General features: G+C 61.2%; 17 protein-coding genes. 5 read left to right on the top strand and 12 right to left on the bottom strand.

The annotated features are described in order from the left end of the window. Window positions 1–16: 16 nt before the first annotated feature. The 4 genes from dsbG to ACYZTM_RS05630 all read right to left on the bottom strand — a co-directional run bounded on the left by dsbG (window position 17) and on the right by ACYZTM_RS05630 (window position 4,137). Window positions 17–787 carry a thiol:disulfide interchange protein DsbG gene (dsbG, locus tag ACYZTM_RS05645; RefSeq protein WP_131060089.1) on the bottom strand — a complete coding sequence of 257 codons (771 nt, stop codon included), beginning with the start codon at window positions 785–787 and terminating at the stop codon, window positions 17–19. Further along, entirely contained in the window at window positions 763–1,629 is an 867-nt protein-coding gene (locus tag ACYZTM_RS05640) for a TlpA family protein disulfide reductase (protein WP_461987512.1), read from the bottom strand. Before ACYZTM_RS05640 ends, dsbG begins: the two co-directional genes overlap by 25 nt. Beyond that, a complete protein-coding gene (gene dsbD, locus ACYZTM_RS05635) occupies window positions 1,629–3,362 on the bottom strand; it encodes a protein-disulfide reductase DsbD (protein WP_461987510.1) in 1,734 nt (577 codons plus the stop codon). The genes ACYZTM_RS05640 and dsbD overlap by 1 nt, the downstream gene beginning before the upstream one ends. 82 nt (window positions 3,363–3,444) lie before the next feature. Then, a complete protein-coding gene (locus tag ACYZTM_RS05630; RefSeq protein ID WP_131060092.1) occupies window positions 3,445–4,137 on the bottom strand; it encodes a hypothetical protein in 693 nt (230 codons plus the stop codon). Between the two features lie 295 nt (window positions 4,138–4,432). On the opposite strand from ACYZTM_RS05630, the gene ACYZTM_RS05625 reads away from it, so the two are divergent. The 5 genes from ACYZTM_RS05625 (at window position 4,433) to ACYZTM_RS05605 (ending at window position 8,975) form a co-directional block, all read left to right on the top strand. Next, a complete protein-coding gene (locus ACYZTM_RS05625; protein WP_131060093.1) occupies window positions 4,433–5,116 on the top strand; it encodes a response regulator in 684 nt (227 codons plus the stop codon). Next, window positions 5,113–6,438 (top strand): ATP-binding protein, encoded by a 1,326-nt coding sequence (locus ACYZTM_RS05620; protein WP_131060094.1) that lies wholly within the window; start codon window positions 5,113–5,115, stop codon window positions 6,436–6,438. Before ACYZTM_RS05625 ends, ACYZTM_RS05620 begins: the two co-directional genes overlap by 4 nt. Before the next feature lie 252 nt (window positions 6,439–6,690). Then, complete coding sequence (locus ACYZTM_RS05615; RefSeq protein ID WP_461955008.1) at window positions 6,691–7,176, top strand: GNAT family N-acetyltransferase; 486 nt, start codon at window positions 6,691–6,693, stop codon at window positions 7,174–7,176. A 77-nt stretch (window positions 7,177–7,253) separates the two neighbouring features. After that, window positions 7,254–8,666 (top strand): diaminobutyrate--2-oxoglutarate transaminase, encoded by a 1,413-nt coding sequence (locus ACYZTM_RS05610; protein WP_461987507.1) that lies wholly within the window; start codon window positions 7,254–7,256, stop codon window positions 8,664–8,666. Window positions 8,667–8,747: 81 nt separating this feature from the next. Continuing rightward, window positions 8,748–8,975 (top strand): MbtH family protein, encoded by a 228-nt coding sequence (locus tag ACYZTM_RS05605; RefSeq protein ID WP_131060097.1) that lies wholly within the window; start codon window positions 8,748–8,750, stop codon window positions 8,973–8,975. Window positions 8,976–9,149: 174 nt separating this feature from the next. Here ACYZTM_RS05605 and ACYZTM_RS05600 read toward each other — a convergent pair whose 3' ends face one another. The 8 genes from ACYZTM_RS05600 to ACYZTM_RS05565 all read right to left on the bottom strand — a co-directional run bounded on the left by ACYZTM_RS05600 (window position 9,150) and on the right by ACYZTM_RS05565 (window position 15,437). Beyond that, window positions 9,150–10,121 (bottom strand): metal ABC transporter substrate-binding protein, encoded by a 972-nt coding sequence (locus tag ACYZTM_RS05600; protein ID WP_461987504.1) that lies wholly within the window; start codon window positions 10,119–10,121, stop codon window positions 9,150–9,152. Next, window positions 10,122–11,021: a metal ABC transporter permease gene (locus ACYZTM_RS05595; RefSeq protein ID WP_461987502.1), complete on the bottom strand. Its 900-nt coding sequence runs from the start codon at window positions 11,019–11,021 to the stop codon at window positions 10,122–10,124. Next, complete coding sequence (locus ACYZTM_RS05590; RefSeq protein WP_371928412.1) at window positions 11,021–11,722, bottom strand: metal ABC transporter ATP-binding protein; 702 nt, start codon at window positions 11,720–11,722, stop codon at window positions 11,021–11,023. Before ACYZTM_RS05590 ends, ACYZTM_RS05595 begins: the two co-directional genes overlap by 1 nt. Window positions 11,723–11,853: 131 nt before the next feature. Continuing rightward, window positions 11,854–12,780, bottom strand: coding sequence for a metal ABC transporter substrate-binding protein (locus ACYZTM_RS05585; protein ID WP_461987500.1), 927 nt, complete (start codon window positions 12,778–12,780; stop codon window positions 11,854–11,856). A 35-nt stretch (window positions 12,781–12,815) separates the two neighbouring features. Further along, window positions 12,816–13,388, bottom strand: coding sequence for a DUF6162 family protein (locus ACYZTM_RS05580; RefSeq protein WP_131060101.1), 573 nt, complete (start codon window positions 13,386–13,388; stop codon window positions 12,816–12,818). Continuing rightward, window positions 13,385–13,708: a hypothetical protein gene (locus ACYZTM_RS05575; RefSeq protein ID WP_131060102.1), complete on the bottom strand. Its 324-nt coding sequence runs from the start codon at window positions 13,706–13,708 to the stop codon at window positions 13,385–13,387. Before ACYZTM_RS05575 ends, ACYZTM_RS05580 begins: the two co-directional genes overlap by 4 nt. Then, window positions 13,705–14,247 carry a thiamine pyrophosphate-binding protein gene (locus ACYZTM_RS05570; protein WP_131060103.1) on the bottom strand — a complete coding sequence of 181 codons (543 nt, stop codon included), beginning with the start codon at window positions 14,245–14,247 and terminating at the stop codon, window positions 13,705–13,707. The genes ACYZTM_RS05575 and ACYZTM_RS05570 overlap by 4 nt, the downstream gene beginning before the upstream one ends. Then, entirely contained in the window at window positions 14,244–15,437 is a 1,194-nt protein-coding gene (locus ACYZTM_RS05565) for a PepSY-associated TM helix domain-containing protein (protein ID WP_461987497.1), read from the bottom strand. Before ACYZTM_RS05565 ends, ACYZTM_RS05570 begins: the two co-directional genes overlap by 4 nt. Window positions 15,438–15,614: the final 177 nt, after the last annotated feature.

Raw genomic sequence — 15,614 nt, 5'->3', positions numbered from 1 at the left:
GAAGGGGCCGGTGAGATCACTTCGGCCCTAGAATCTTCACCAACTTGTCCGGCGAAGGCGCGCCTTGCTGTTGTTGCAGCTCGCCCTTGTCATCCATGTAGAAAATCGCTGGGGTGGCCTGCAGCTCCAGGTCTTCCATCAGTTGCATGTTTGCCGCCAGTTTCGCCTGAATCGCTGGCGGCACGTCTTTCAAGGCTTTCAGCGAGCTGCTCTTGCCTGACTTTTCGTGATCTTCCAGCGCCTTGCTCGGGTCCTTGGCGGCCAGCAGCGCGGCGGATTTGCCCGGGCTGTCTTCGCGAATGATCCCGACCATGATGTGCCGCAGCTGTACCTTGCCAGCCTTGACCCATGGCCGCGCCTGTTCCCAGAACATGTTGCAGTAAGGGCAGTTCGGATCGCTGAACAGATAGACGACGCGCGGCGCATCCTTTTTGCCGTCACCGATCCAGTTGCTGGCCTCCATCTTGCCCCAGACTTCCTTGGCCATCGGTGCATAAACCAGTTTCTGCAATGGCGCGCTGCTCAGGTCATTGCCGTCGGCGTCGTACAAATTACCGAGCAACACGTGCTTGCCGTCCGGAGTCAGGTACAGCGCCATGCCGCGGCTCTGGTATTGCGCGGCATAACCGCGCAGACCGTCGGGTGCGTCGAACTGACCGACGATTTTTGCGCCCTTGGCTTCGATCTTCTTGATCGCCTCAGGCAATTCTTCGGCGGCCTGCACCGACGGCAGGTGCAGCAACGCTGCGCCCAGGGTCAGCGTCAGCAGGTGGCGGAGGCGGGGCATGGCAGTTTCCTTGAAGAGGTGGCCGGTACGGCAGGAGAGGGTGTGTCGAAGTTTTCCAGGGCGCGGGCCAGGCTGGCGTCCGAGAGTTCGCCCAAATGGCTGCCCAGCAATCGACCGTCGGGGCTATAGAACAGCGTAGTCGGCAATGCCATGGAACCCACGGCCTGACCCAATCGGCCGCTGCCGTCGAACAGCACGTTGGTCAGGCTCAGGCCCTGGGTTTCGAGGAAGGTGCTGACGCTTTGCATGCTTTCGGCCTGATTGACGAACAGGAAGGTCAGGTCCGGGCGCTGTTGCTGGGCGTTTTCCAGCACCGGCATTTCCCGGCGGCACGGCGGGCACCAGGTGGCCCAGAGATTGATGACCAACGGCCCACCCTTGTAGTCCGCCAGTTGCACGGTTTCGCCGGCGGCATTGCGCAGGGCGATTTCCGGCAGGCGCGTGCCTTGTTCGTAAATACTCAGGGAGAAGGTCGCCAGCAGCCAGAACGCCAGACCGCTGGCCACGCCGAAGCCCAGCGGGCGGCGCAAACCCGGTCGACGCCAACCGCGAAACAGCGCGGTGAGCAACAGCACAATCACCCCGGGCCAGGCGAGGAAACCGCCATCGCGCAGGTCGATGATCTGCCACGGATCGTTGCGATAGTGCGCCCAGTAGGCGACCACGAAACCGATCCGCGCCGCCAGCATTCCGAGCAAAAACAGGCTGAACAACGCCGACTCGGGGTTTTCGCCACCGCGCTTGGCCACCCGCCAGCCGACAAACGTCGCCAGCGCCAGGGCACTGATCAGCAGCAAATGGTTAAGCGCGATGGCAAAGGTGCCGAGGGTAAAGGTCAGCATTAACGGGCGTCTCGGGTGGTGGTCCAGCGTTGCAGGAAGGTGTCGGCATCGACCTCGCCGGTGATGCGCTGGCTGCGGCGCTCCTGGCCGTCTGCGCCGATCCACAGAAAACTCGGTGGCCCCGGCACTTTATAACGGCCGAGCAGTTCGCGGCTGGCGGCATTGTCGGCGGTCACGTCCAGCCGTAGCAAGCGCACATCACTTAGCGCTTCCATCACATTGGCTTTGCCGAAGACCTGTTTTTCCATGACCTTGCACGACACACACCAGTCGGCGTAGTAGTCCAGCAGCACCCATTGGCTCTGGGCCTGGGCGGCGTCCAGTTCCCGTTGCAGCGCGGCGGGGTCATTGATGGTCGTGAACGCCTCATGACCGGTCGGACGAGCAGCGTTGCCGGAAGCGGAGGCGCTGTAGACCTGCAACGGTTTGAGCAAATCATCACCGCCACCGGCGGCGCCGATCATCAGCAGACCACCCCAAATCCCGAGCAACAGCGAACTGGCGCCGAACAGATGGGCGACCCGGCCGAACCCTTCCGACTGTTTCCAGGCGCTGTAAGCGGCAATCAGCAGCAAGGCACCGCACAAACCGATCCACAGCGATTGGTCCAGCACCGGGCGCAACATCAGCAGCGCAGTGGCGAGGAACAGGAAACCGAACACGCCTTTAAGCAGGTTCATCCACGCGCCGGGTTTGGGCAGAAATCGATTGCCGACGGTCACCAGCAACAACAGCGGCACACCAATGCCGATCCCCATGGTGAACAGAATCAGGCCGCCATGCAGCGCATTGCCGCTTTGCGCGATGTAGAGCAGGGCGCCGGCCAATGGCGCGGTCATGCACGGGCCGACCAGCAACCCCGACAATGCCCCCAGCACACCGGCACCGATCAGACTGCCGCCGCGTTGATTGCGCGAGACATTTTCCAGCCGATCACGCACGGCCACCGGCAATTGCAGCTCAAAGAAACCGAACATCGGCAACGCCAGCAGGACAAATATCGCCGCGAAGCTGCCCAGCAGCCACGGGTTCTGCAACAGGGCCTGAAGGTTCGCACCAAGCAGCGCGGCCAGCACGCCCATCGCCGCATACACCAGCGCCATGCTCACCACGTAACTGGTGGCCAATGCGAAACCGCGTTTGGGCGTGGCCCCACTGCCGACGATCAACCCGGCCAGGATTGGCAGCATCGGCAACGAGCAAGGGGTGAAGGCCAGCAACAGGCCCAGACCAAAGAACACCAGCAAGCTCCAGCCCAGCGCCCGTTGTTGCAGGCCGCTGGCCAGGGCCTGGTCCGGTGCTTCGTTTGCGGGGGCCGCGACGCTGCCGCCCAGATCCACGACCTGGGTTTGCGGTGGATAACACAAACCGGCATCGGCACACCCCTGGAATCCCACCTTGATCTGACCGGTGGCACCCGCCGGAATCTTCAGCTCCAGGCCTTGGCGATAAACCTGTTGTTCGCCGAAGAACTCATCACTGTGCGCTTCGCCTTCAGGTAATGGCGGATGCTGCTCCGGGGGCAAACCCTCGAATTTCAGGCGTTTCTGATAAAGGTAGTAACCATCGGTAATCTGCCAATAAAGCTGTGTTTCACCCGATTCAAGGCGTTCGGAGGTAAAGACGAAGGCCTTTTCCACCGGCAGGAATTCAGGTTTGGTATCGAACGGATTGGTCCCTGCCTGGGCCACACCCGAGATCAAGAGAACAAAAAACAGAAACAGTCGACGCATGGGTAAGCCTTATCCCTGTGCAAGTGAGGTGCACAATGGGAGGCGGCGATTAACCGATGATTAACCGCGCCTCCACGGGGACTCAGTCGCGGAACAAACCTGGCCAAGCCTCGTCATTCATCCCGTGCGGGCCGGAATGCAGATAGTTTTGCTGGATGTTGTAGATGAGAAATTGGCCTCTATCCAAAAAAATATAGTAGTAACTGTCGGCAAACGTTCTATCGTTTTGTGCGGCTGTAACGATGCGGTGTTTAAATGGCTCTAATCCTGGCATGGAGGTGGCGGTAATTTTTTCGTGGATCAATCGATTTTTTAGATAGTCAAAAGAGAGGTAGTGTCCGTCGTTCAGAAGGAAACGAAACAGGAACTTTTTGCCCCCAAGTTGCCACCAGGTCCCCGCTACAATGCGGTCGAAATAAGGGAATATTGGTGCCCATATCGAACGTTCAACGCGATAGTGGTTTACTGCCTTGTCTTGATCCTGGTCGTATTTACAGACCATCGGGGTTTCGCCGTGGTAATAAAACAACCAGGTAAAATCGTCGGAGCCGTCACTGTTGTTCAAGTCTGTGGTGGTGAAGCCGAATCGCAGGTGTTTGGCGTATTGGTGAAAGCCAGGCCATGAGTCTTGCGTGGTTTCTCTAGGGTAACTCTCAGGGACTCGATGATCCCCCAGATCAAATCTTGTGTAGGTGTTTGTGTCTTTAAAGAAAAAGTAAATGCGGTCTTTGCCGGCGCGCCAATCGGTGGCGACAAAGTTGTTGAAGTTTGGCATGGGCTGACTCCTTTCAGCTGAGTGAGGACTCTTTCTTTTGTCGGATGAAGTCTTCATGTCTTTATATCGTTAGTTTTTGTGTTGCGTGTTTTTCTGCGGGAGTAAGCTTATCGTAGTAAGTCTTTTTATAATAAAAATTTTTAAAGTTGTTTGTTTCGCTGTGCAACTAAGTTGTTCGAGCAGGCTCGTGTAATCAAGATGACAGAAAGCTGCGCTGTTCGTCAGGCGCCGCAGTTGCCATAATTGCGCCTTAATCCTCAACTGCTTGAATCGCGTTTTTACTCCTGGAGCGCCCATGCACGTACTGGTTTGCGAAGACGATGAGCTGATCGCCAGCGGCATAGTCGCCGGCCTCACCGCTCAAGGCCTGACGGTGGAGCACGTCGCTACCGCGTCGGCTGCCCGGGCGATGCTCAAGGTGGCTGAGTTCGACGTCATGGTGCTCGACCTTGGCTTACCCGATGAGGACGGCCTGAAGCTGTTGCAGCAGTTGCGCCACGGCGGCCTGGAGATTCCGGTGCTGATTCTCACGGCGCGGGACGCGGTCACTGACCGCGTTGACGGGTTACAGGCCGGCGCCGACGATTACCTGCTCAAGCCGTTCGACCTGCGTGAACTCGCCGCACGCCTGCACACTTTGTTGCGACGAGTGGCGGGGCGCAGCGTCAATCTGATCGAACACGGCCGTCTGACCTACGACCCGAGCAGCCGCGAAACCATGCTCGGCGGTCAGTCCGTCGACCTTTCGCGCCGTGAACAGTCGCTGCTGCAGGCCTTGTTGCATAACCGTGGCCGGGTACTGTCCACCGAACAACTGAAAGACAGCGTTTATGGTTTTAACGATGAGCTGGAAAGCAACGCCCTCAACGTGCATATCCATCACCTGCGGCGCAAACTCGGCAATGGCATTGTCGAGACCGTGCGCGGTCTGGGTTATCGCCTGGGGCCGGCCGATGGTGGAGAGGAATTGAAAAAGTGATGAGCCTGCGTTTGCGCCTGAGCCTGACGCTCGGCGCCGCCTTTGCGCTGATCTGGGCCCTGGCGGCGGCCTGGATGCTCAGCGATCTGCGCAACCAAATGATGTTTTCCCTCGACCAGCGGCTGGTGGCATCGGCGCGCATGGTCGCCGGCCTGATGGAGCAGTTGCCGGCGTTGCCGAGCAAGGGCGAGGGCACGCATTTCAGCGCTGAACAACTGAATATCCCCGGTGGCATGGCCTGCCAGGTCAGTTCGTTGCGCGGCGAAATCCTCGCCCGCAGTCACACCGACCCGCAACAAACCCTGGAAGCCGAGAAAATGGGCTTTCACGATCAGATGATCGACGGTGCGCCGTGGCGCAGCTTCACCCTGGCCCGCGGTGATCTGCGCATCACCACAGCCGATCGGCAAATCGAGCGCGAGGCGCTGAACATGTCGATCCTGCTGGCCGCTTCGGTGCCGGTGGGCGTGGCCTTGCTTGGCTGCTTGTGTCTGTTGTGGCTGGGGATCGGTCAGGGGCTGGCGCCACTGAACCGGATGCGCGATGCCTTGATGCGCCGTAGCGCAGACTCTCTCGAGCCCTTGCAGATTCAGCCGTTGCCCAGCGAACTTCAACCGTTGCTGGACACCCAGAATCAGCTGTTCCAGCGCATCGGCAAGACCATCGAACGCGAACGCCGCCTGACCGGTGACGCGGCCCACGAATTGCGCAGCCCGCTGACGGCGATCAAAACCCACCTGCAAGTGGCGCGCATGACCGAGGGCGCGGCCCGGGATCAGTCCCTGGCCCGAGCCGAAGAGGGCGCCGACCGCATGCACCGCACGCTGGAACAATTGCTGTTGCTGGCGCGGGTCGAGGGCAGTCTGTCGTTCGATGACGGCGTGCAATGCAGCGCCGAGCAAGTGGCGAAACTGGCGATTCAGGATGCCGCCAGCGGTGATCGTCGACGGATCAAACTCTCTATGCCGGCGAAGTTCTCCGATGCACCGGTGCAAATGCCCGCGGTGCTGTCGATCGCCGCATTGCGCAACCTGCTGGACAACGCCCTGCGCCATACCCCGGGCGATGGGGCGGTGGAACTGAGCCTGGAAACCACCGGCAGTCGTGCGCGCTTTCTGGTCCGCGACCACGGCCCGGGCATTGCCGAAGACGACCTGCAACACCTGACCCAACGCTTCTGGCGCCACGGCCAGAGCACCGGGTGCGGATTGGGCCTGGCGATTGTCCAGGCGATTGTCCAGCGGTGTGGCTGCACCCTGCATTTTGACAGCCGACCGGATGGGTTGCGTGTTGAATTGACGATGCCGTTACAACCCATCTAACCAACCCCCAATCCCCTGTGGGAGCGAGCCTCTGTGGCGAGGGGATTTATCCCCGTTGGACTGCGCAGCAGTCCCATTTTTTGGGGCCGCTTCGCAGCCCAACGGGGATAAATCCCCTCGCCACAAAAGCCCGCTCCCACAGGGATCTGCTGTGTTGCACATCAAATGTAACTTCTCTCCATTGGTATTCCGACGGCCACCAGCGCTATCGTCCCCGGCAGCTTTTTCTCAATGGATTGAGGTAACAGCGCCATGGATGCATCGATTCACATCTGCAAGGCAACCCCCGCCGACGCCGGCATCATCAGCCGGATCGTCGAGCGCTCCATTCGCGTCGGCTGCGCGCTCGACCATCGCAACGACCCTCGAACCGTCGCCACCTGGACCCACAACAAAACCATCGAACACGTGCAACCCTGGCTGACCGACCAACGGTTGTACCTGAACATCGCCCTGTTGCAGGACAAACCGGTTGGTGTCGCCATGGCGGCGATCAGTGGCAAGGTTGCGTTCTGCTACGTGCAGCCGGAATGGTTTCGTCGCGGTGCCGGAGAGGCGCTGGTACACGACCTCGAAGGCTGGTTGATCAACCGGGGGCTGGCTCAGGCACGACTTAACAGCACCCGCACCAGCGAGGCCTTTTACCGCCATTTGGGTTACCGGCCCTGCGCCGAAATCTTCACCGTGGCCGGGCTCCACGCCATTCCCATGCGCAAAGCACTGACACCGCCTTCATAGAAAGCTGATCGAGGGTCTAAATCCTCGGCGCCCTGATGCGTTTCCAGAACAGGAAAACCTTATTGAGGGGTCGAGAGATGTCAGTCGCTACCAGCCTTATGGAAGATCAGTCGACCCGGATCACTCCGGCGCCGGCCGAGACGCTTTATCAATTCAACGAATCGCCGCTGCTGGCCCGTCAAAACCAGCAGGAATCGAATGCCCGCAGCTACCCGCGGCGCATTCCCCTGGCGCTCAAACGCGCCAAGGGTATTTATGTCGAAGACGTCGAAGGCCGCCGTTTCATCGACTGCCTGGCCGGCGCCGGGACCCTGGCCCTGGGGCATAACCATCCGGTGGTGATCGAAGCGATCCAGCAAGTGCTGACCGATGAGTTGCCACTGCACACCCTCGACCTGACCACGCCGGTCAAGGATCAATTCGTCCAGGACCTGTTCGGTCTGCTGCCACCGACCCTGGCCGCTGAAGCGAAGATCCAGTTCTGCGGCCCGACCGGCACCGACGCGGTGGAAGCCGCGCTGAAACTGGTGCGCACCGCCACCGGACGCAGCACCGTCTTGTCGTTCCAGGGCGGTTATCACGGCATGAGCCAGGGCGCCCTGAGCTTGATGGGCAGCCTGGGGCCGAAAAAACCGTTGGGTGCCTTGCTCAGCAACGGCGTGCAGTTCATGCCGTATCCCTACGATTACCGCTGCCCGTTCGGGCTCGGCGGCGCGCAAGGGGTGAAGGTCAACCTGAGCTACCTGGAAAACCTGCTGAATGATCCGGAGGCCGGCGTGCAATTGCCGGCGGCAGTGATTGTCGAGGCAGTGCAAGGCGAGGGCGGGGTGATCCCGGCCGATCTCGATTGGTTGCGTGGCCTGCGACGTATCACCGAAAAGGCCGGCGTGGCGCTGATCGTCGATGAAATCCAGAGCGGTTTCGCCCGCACCGGCAAAATGTTCGCCTTTGAGCACGCCGGGATCATTCCCGACGTTGTGGTGATGTCCAAAGCCATCGGCGGCAGCCTGCCGCTGGCGGTGGTGGTCTATCGCGACTGGCTCGACACCTGGCTGCCGGGCGCCCATGCCGGGACCTTCCGCGGTAATCAGATGGCCATGGCGGCGGGTTCTGCGGTGATGCGTTACCTGACCGAATACAAGGTCTGCGAGCACGCCGCCGCCATGGGCGAACGCTTGAGCGAACACCTGCGCATCCTGCAGCGGGACTACCCGCAACTGGGCGATATTCGCGGGCGCGGCTTGATGCTGGGCGTTGAACTGGTCGATCCGACGGGTACGCCCGATGCACTGGGTCATCCACCGATCTTCGGTCGCCTGGCGCCACTGGTGCAGCGTGAATGCCTCAAGCGCGGGCTGATTCTTGAGCTGGGCGGCCGTCATGGCGGCGTGGTGCGCTTCCTGCCGCCACTGGTGATTACCGCTGCGGAAATCGATCGGGTGGCCGAGATATTCGGCCGGGCCATGGCCGCTGCGACTACCAGCCTGTAAATTTTTCCGCACCAGGAACGTTCCTTCTACATACCGGCTGCGCACGCAGTGCAGCCCACCCTACAGCGATGGAGATACACCATGACGTCAGTATTCGACCGCGAGGACATCCTCTTTCAGGTCGTGGTCAACCACGAAGAGCAATACTCGATCTGGCCCGACTACAAAGCCGTGCCTGGCGGCTGGCGCACCGTGGGCAAGAGCGGTCTGAAAAAGGAATGCCTGGCCTACATCGAAGAAAACTGGACCGATATGCGCCCGTTGAGCTTGCGTCAGAAGATGGACGAGCAGGCGGCAGTCGCGAACTAAGTCACGGCGCAAAAAGAAGCCCGCTGGACTGTTAGCAGTCAGCGGGCTTTTTCATGTCTTGTATTTGTATTGCCTGTCAGGCCGTCTTCGCGGGCAAGCCTCGCTCCTACAAGGATTGCGCAAGACCTGTAGGAGCGAGGCTTGCCCGCGAAGAATAACGCGGTCCAACTGACGTTACGCCCCGCTCAACCCCTTGATCAGCAAACCCACATTCCCTTCCAGCTCAGCCACCGGATCCGCCGCGTCCACACTCAACACCACCAACCGACTGCCAGATTCGGTAATAACCGCTTTCACCGCCTCCGACGGCTGTCGATGATGCAACACCACCGCCACATCATTGTCCTTTAGCGTCGCGCCCAATTGCTTGAGTGCTTCAGGTGTCCACTCGGCATCCGGGCGTGCATCGAGACCGATCAGCTCCAGATTCAGCCCGCCAATCAAATAGCTAAAGTGATCGCTCAGGCTCATCACGCTGAGGTTATCGGCACTGGCCAGGTGTGCTTCGCTGTCCGCGCTGAGCTTGAGCAACCGCTGCTTCAACGCCGCCAGGTTAGCCTCGATTTTCGGCTTGGCCTCGGGCGCCAGGCGCACCAGGTCTGCCGCCATCACATCCGCCATCCGCCCCATGTTGTTGCTGGAAAACCACGGCTGACTGTTCAACCCGTCGACCTTGTTGCCCGGCTGCACGGCGATACCGGCCAAGGCGCCGTCCACCGGGCGGGCGGCATCGATTTCAATGATGCGGATGTTGCTGCGACGAGCATTCGGGTACAGCGGATCGTCCGGCCACAATGAGCGCAGACCAATCACCGCATCTGCGTCGGTCGCCAGTTTGGCCAGCGCCGGAGCGCCACGCCCGGTGAAGTACGCCGTCTGCCGGGTCCCGGGCAGGTTGGCCGGTGCCGCGCGCTCGATGGAAACATCGGTGCCCTCCAGCAGCAAGCTGCCCAGGCCAAACGTAATTGGCAACGAGGCCAGGACCAGCACCTTGTGCGTCGATGTCGCGGCGAAGAGCGCGGTATTGCCGACACCATTACTGGCCAGCATGCGCATCGGTTCGAAGTGGTCGGCGGCGAACACGCTGAAAGAAGCGGATCCACACAGGGCCACGGTCAGGGTCAATTGACGCAGAGAAAAAGACATTTATCCGAGATTCCCTTTCAGACTTGGGACAACGCCACGCGCAATCGCGGCCAGGGCAAAAGCGATACCGGCAACCAGAATGATTGCGGCACCGGACGGAATCGGCAGGTCGAAGATGATCGGCGCGAGGATCCCGCACAGCGTGCTGACCGTGGCGATCAGCACCGAGCACCAGAAGAAGCCCTTCAGCGATTGGCTGAGCAAGCGTGCTGCCGCGGCTGGAATCACCAGCAGTGCACCGACCAGAATTGCGCCGATGACTTTCACCGCGGCCACGGTGATCAGGGTCACCAGAATCACAAACAGATAATCCAGGGTCTTCACCGCCACACCGCGAACCGCCGCCAGTTGCGGGTTGAAACTGGCCAGCATGATGCGGTTGTACAGCGGCAAGGCCAGCGCCATGACCAGTGAGCCGACGATGGACAGCACCAGCAGGTCATTACCGTTGACCGTCAGCACCGAACCGAACAGCACGTTTTCGAGGATGTGCACGTTGATCTTGCCCGCCAGGATCAGCAGCAGGCTCGCGCCCAGCGCCAGCGACACCGAGAGAAACACGCCGATCAACGTGTCCGGTGCCAATCCCGTGCGGTTGCGCAGGTAGTTGAGCAGGATGCCGAACAGCAGGCAGTAACCGAACAGGCTGCCGTAAGGCCCGGTGTACGGTTCGCCGAGCAGGATGCCGATGGCCACGCCGGTCAAGGCCGCGTGGCCCACCGCTTCGGAGAAAAACGCAAAGCGCTTGACCACCACCAGCGTGCCCAGACCGCCCAGCACCGGCCCGATCAGCAAACCGGCGAGCAGCGCGTTGACCACAAATCCGTAGGCCAACGCTTCAGGCAGGTAACCCGAAGACGCCCATCCCTGGACCATCAAACGAAAGGCTTCATAACTCATCAGGCAGCGCTCCGTGGATGGGTGGAGAACAGGGTCAGCAAGCGCTCCGGAGTCAATGCCTGCTTGGGCGTGGCATCGAACAGCACCCGGCGATTGAGCCCGGTGACGCGATCCGCCAGCCGTCCGACCGCTTCCAGATCATGCTCGATCCACAGCACGGTGATCCCGCTCTGGCGCCAGTCGCTGAGCAGCCGTTCGAACACCTGGATACCGGCCTCGTCGAGGGCCGACATCGGTTCGTCGAGCACCAGCAACTGCGGCGCCGGGATCAGCCCTTGAGCGAGCAACACGCGCTGACGCTCGCCGCCGGACAGCGCGCCCATGCGCCGCTTGCGCTTGTCCTGCATGCCGACCTGTTCCAGGGCTTCACCGATCGCTGCCGCGTAATGCTTGCTCAAACCGAGGAATGCGGGACGGCGCTGGCACATGGCGGCCATGAAATCGTCGACGGTCATTGGCAGGCCGCGATCGAATTCCAGCGCCTGAGGTACGTAGCCGATGGTCCCGGGTGTACCGGGCCATTGCAGGCTCAAGCGGCCCTGATGCGGCATCTGTCCGAGCAGGGTCTTGATCAACGAGCTCTTGCCGCCACCGTTGGGGCCTACCAGCGCATGCACGCTGCCGGGCTGGACCTGGAACGTCACGTGGTCGAGGATCGTCGTTCGCCCAAGCGTCAAACTGACCTCCACAAAATCCAGCATCGGCCCCGCACTTTGTGGGAGCGGGCTTGCTCGCGAAGAGGGAGTGTCAGTCGACATCAATGTTGACTGACCCACCGCTTTCGCGAGCAAGCCCGCTCCCACAGGGGATTCGCTGATGGTTTCTTTAGCCGTCATTGGCCCGACTCCTGAATCGCCCGCACCACCGTATTGAGGTTCCCGGTCATTTCCTTCTCATACTTGTCGGCGCTGTATTCGCCATAGGAAATGTGCGACAGCGGGTAGAGCTTCACCCCGGACTCACGCTGGATGGTCTCGACGTAGGTAGACGGGAAATCCATCTCCGAGAAGATCACCTTCACGTCCAGTTCCCGCAGTTGATCGATGGTCTTCTTCAACTGGCTCGGGCTCGGCTCGATGCCGTGGGCCGGCTCGACCACGGCGGTCACTTCCAGGCCGAATTCACGCAGCAGGTAGTCATACGCCGCATGCACCGTGGCCACCCGCAGTTCGGCGTTCGGCGCCTCGGTCAGTTTCGCCAGGGCGTCGGCGCGCATCTGCCGCAGGCGTTTGCCGTAGGCGCGGGCGTTCAGGGTGTAGGTCTTGGCATTGGCCGGGTCGAGCTTGCCCAGCTCCCGGGCGATGTTGTTGACCTGGGCAATCGAGGCGCTGATCGACAAGAAGGTGTGCGGGTTCACGACCTTGCCGGCACCACGTGCGGCGACCCCGGTGGCGGCCAGCAGCGGCACGTTTTCGTTGGCTTCGATCACCGGGACGTTCGGCGTTTCGCTGGCGGCGATCATGCGGTCGGCGAAGTCGTCATGACCGACGCCGTTGAGCACGACCACGTCCAGCCCGCTGATGCGCTTGATGTCTTCGGCGCGGGGCTCGTAGGCGTGCGGGTTGAAACCGGCCGGAATCAGCGGCACCACCTCGGCCTTGTCACCGACGATGTTGGCCACGTAGCTGTAGTAAGGGTGCAGGGTGATGCCGATGCGCAGGCGCTTGGCTTCCTCGGCGCTGGCCAGTGGCGTCAGCAGCAAGGCAAGCACGCCGACCAGCAGCGGGCGCAGGAATGAGCGTTGAGATGAAATAGGCATGGGAAAGCGGTCTTCTCTCGGGTGAAGGCGAGGGTTCAGTGCCGGTGCTGGCGGGTCACGCCGGCATCGAATTGCGCGACGATCTGCTGCCAGCCAGCGCTTTCGAGCGCGGCGTCAGTGAGGTCGGTCGGGGCCGCGAGGGCTTTGCCGCGGTGGAGCCAGACATCGGGTGCGTCGTCGTCAGCGGTCAAACGCATCAGAAACGAACCGGCCACGGCGGGCGTCTGGCTCTGACCGAAGTAAGCCTTGGCGGCGAGCAACTGCCAGGCATGGCCGCCGCGGCTGACGGAACTGGCGTCCTGGGCGAATGGCGCGAAGCCTTCATCGGCAAGATTTTGTGGTGTCGGCAGCGCTTGCTGTTCCTGGCGCAGCAGGTGAATTTCGTCCAGGGTCACCCGCAGGTCGGCGTAGATCCCTTGCTCGGATGCGCTCAGGTCGCGGCGGGCATCCAGTTGATGGCTGCCGACGCTGCTGACTTCCTGAGACTCATGGCGCCACGCGACCACAGAACCGGCCACCGCCAGGATCATCAGGCACAGCAGCAACACAAACAGGGTTTCATGGCCGGCACCGGCCGGGCGGACGACCTGCGTAGTTCGCGTACTCATGGGGCTTCGATGTCCGCTTGGTCGATCTCGACGACGTGGCCGGGGCCGGCGTCGAACAACACGTAAAACTCGGCGCCGGGCTTCTTGAAGGTCAGGGTCGAATCGGCGCCGAGCTTGCCCGGTACCAGGATGGTTTCGTCGTAGCCGATCACGTCCAGCGTCACCCCCGGCGCGCCGCTGCCGTCGGAGAAACCGCCCGTGCATTGGATTTGTTCGGCGTCGATGGCTTTGCATTCGCACATCGGGTTGTGGGCCAGGGCGCTGGCGCTGAAGCCGGCGCAGAGCACCAGCAAAGCCGCGTTTAGAGAACGTAGCGTCATGGTTTGCCTCCTTGTTTGTTCAGCCACGCGAGGGTGGCGGGGGATGCCTGGCTCAGGGGGATCGACGCTTGATGCATCGCGCCGTCCCAGCCTTCCATGGTGATCCACAGTTCGGCGTCGGCTTTGGTCTTTTCCGGAATCGGCAACATGGCGCCCATGCGATACGGCGTGCCGAAGAAAATCACCCCGGCGGCGCGCAGGCTGCGCGGTTTGCCGATGCGCAAGTACGTCGCCTTGACCTGATCGCGACAGCTGTCGCACAGCGCCGCGTTGAAGTTCTTCATATAGCCGGCCGGGCCGTCAAGGGTCGGTGCTTCGTTGCGCAATTCGGCGAGGCGCAGGCTCCAGGGCCCGACCTGAACTTCACCGATTTCCCGCTCACCAAGGCCGGTGTCGCCGCGAAACAGCGCCGCGTCGGCAAAGTACTTGGGCATGAACCCCAGCGGCACCAGCAACAGCAGAACGTTGATGTGGAAGCGCCATTTGTGCCAGAAGCGGCTGAGTTTCGAGGCCGGTTTGTCGGCGGCGAACAGGCTCATTGGCTGACCTCCGTGGTTTCACGGCTTGTGACGGCGGCCGCGAGCGGACGTTTGTCTTTTCGCTTGAGGGCATTGGCCGTGGCGAGGGCGCTGCGTTTGGTCCAGATCAACAGGCCGCTGAGGACCATCATGCTCAGGATCAAACCGAAGAAGAACCAGATCAGCTTGATCCAGATGCCGCCGAAATCACCGGTATGCAACGGCCGCATGGATTCGGTCACCAACTCAAGGCCGGAACGGTCCGACAGCAAGCGGGTGGCGGCGATATCGCCGGTGTACGGGTTGATCTCGGCGGTCTGGAACATCAAGGGATACCAACTGCGACCGCCCACCGTGAGGTAGCTGTAGGCATTGGCGGGCATGCTGACGAAGCTGTCTTCCAGACCGGGGATGCGTTCCTTGGCCTGCGCAATCGCCGCCTCCAGACTGATCATCGGCGCGGGCGAGCCATCGGTGCTCACTGGCACGCTCTCACGGGGGACCACCAATGCCACGGGAGCAGTGGAAATCGACACTTGGTTATCGAACATGAACGCTTGAATCAGGAACCAGGTGCTGGTGATGGAGATCACCGCGATGAACCAGATCGACCAGATGCCGCTCAGGCGGTGAAAGTCGCCCCAGAAAATCCGTGCGCCATGACGGATGCGCAACGTCGGGCGCAAGAAGCCCTTCCAGAAACGCTTGTAGACCACCAGCCCGGTCACCAGGGACGCCAGCAAGGGCAGGCTCAGAAACGACACCAGGTACCAGCCCCAGCTGTAACCGTTGGTGAACGGCACCAGCCACCAGCCATGCAATGCACGGGTAAAGGCCTGGAAATTGAATGGCGGGGCGGTGCCCTGAATCACGCCGCTGTACGGGTTGACGTAAACCGTCAACGAGCGACCATCGGGGTAGCTGAGGTTGACATCAAGCGCGAAGTGCGACTCGTCGGGCCGGCTGATGCCCTCGACCAGCGTGTTCGGTTCCGCCTTCTTGATGGCGGCGATGATCTGGTCATAGCTGAGCAGCGGCGCATCGGCCGACGGCTGACTGGCGCGCATTTGCGGGTTGGCCAGCCAGACGATTTCCTGACTGACCACCGCCAGCGTGCCGGTGACACAAACGATCAGCACGAAAAACCAGATCGGCAAGGCCAGCCAGCTATGGACCAGAAACCAGAGTTTTGAGCGGGATTTCTTCGACATGATTAAAGGTCTTGTATCGATGAGAGGGCCTCTGCTGCGGGCTTCCCAGCGGTGAGGTCCATGAAAGCCGGCCCGTGGCTTTTGCCTACGCGGACTGACTGCATCTATATAGGACGGATGAGGATCGGAAATCCCGAAGCGGCATATGAAAGTAAATGTTTCGCGTTCCCGCCAACC

The organism is Pseudomonas sp. MDT2-39-1, from assembly GCF_054898085.1.
This window is presented reverse-complemented; position numbering and strand designations above follow the sequence as displayed.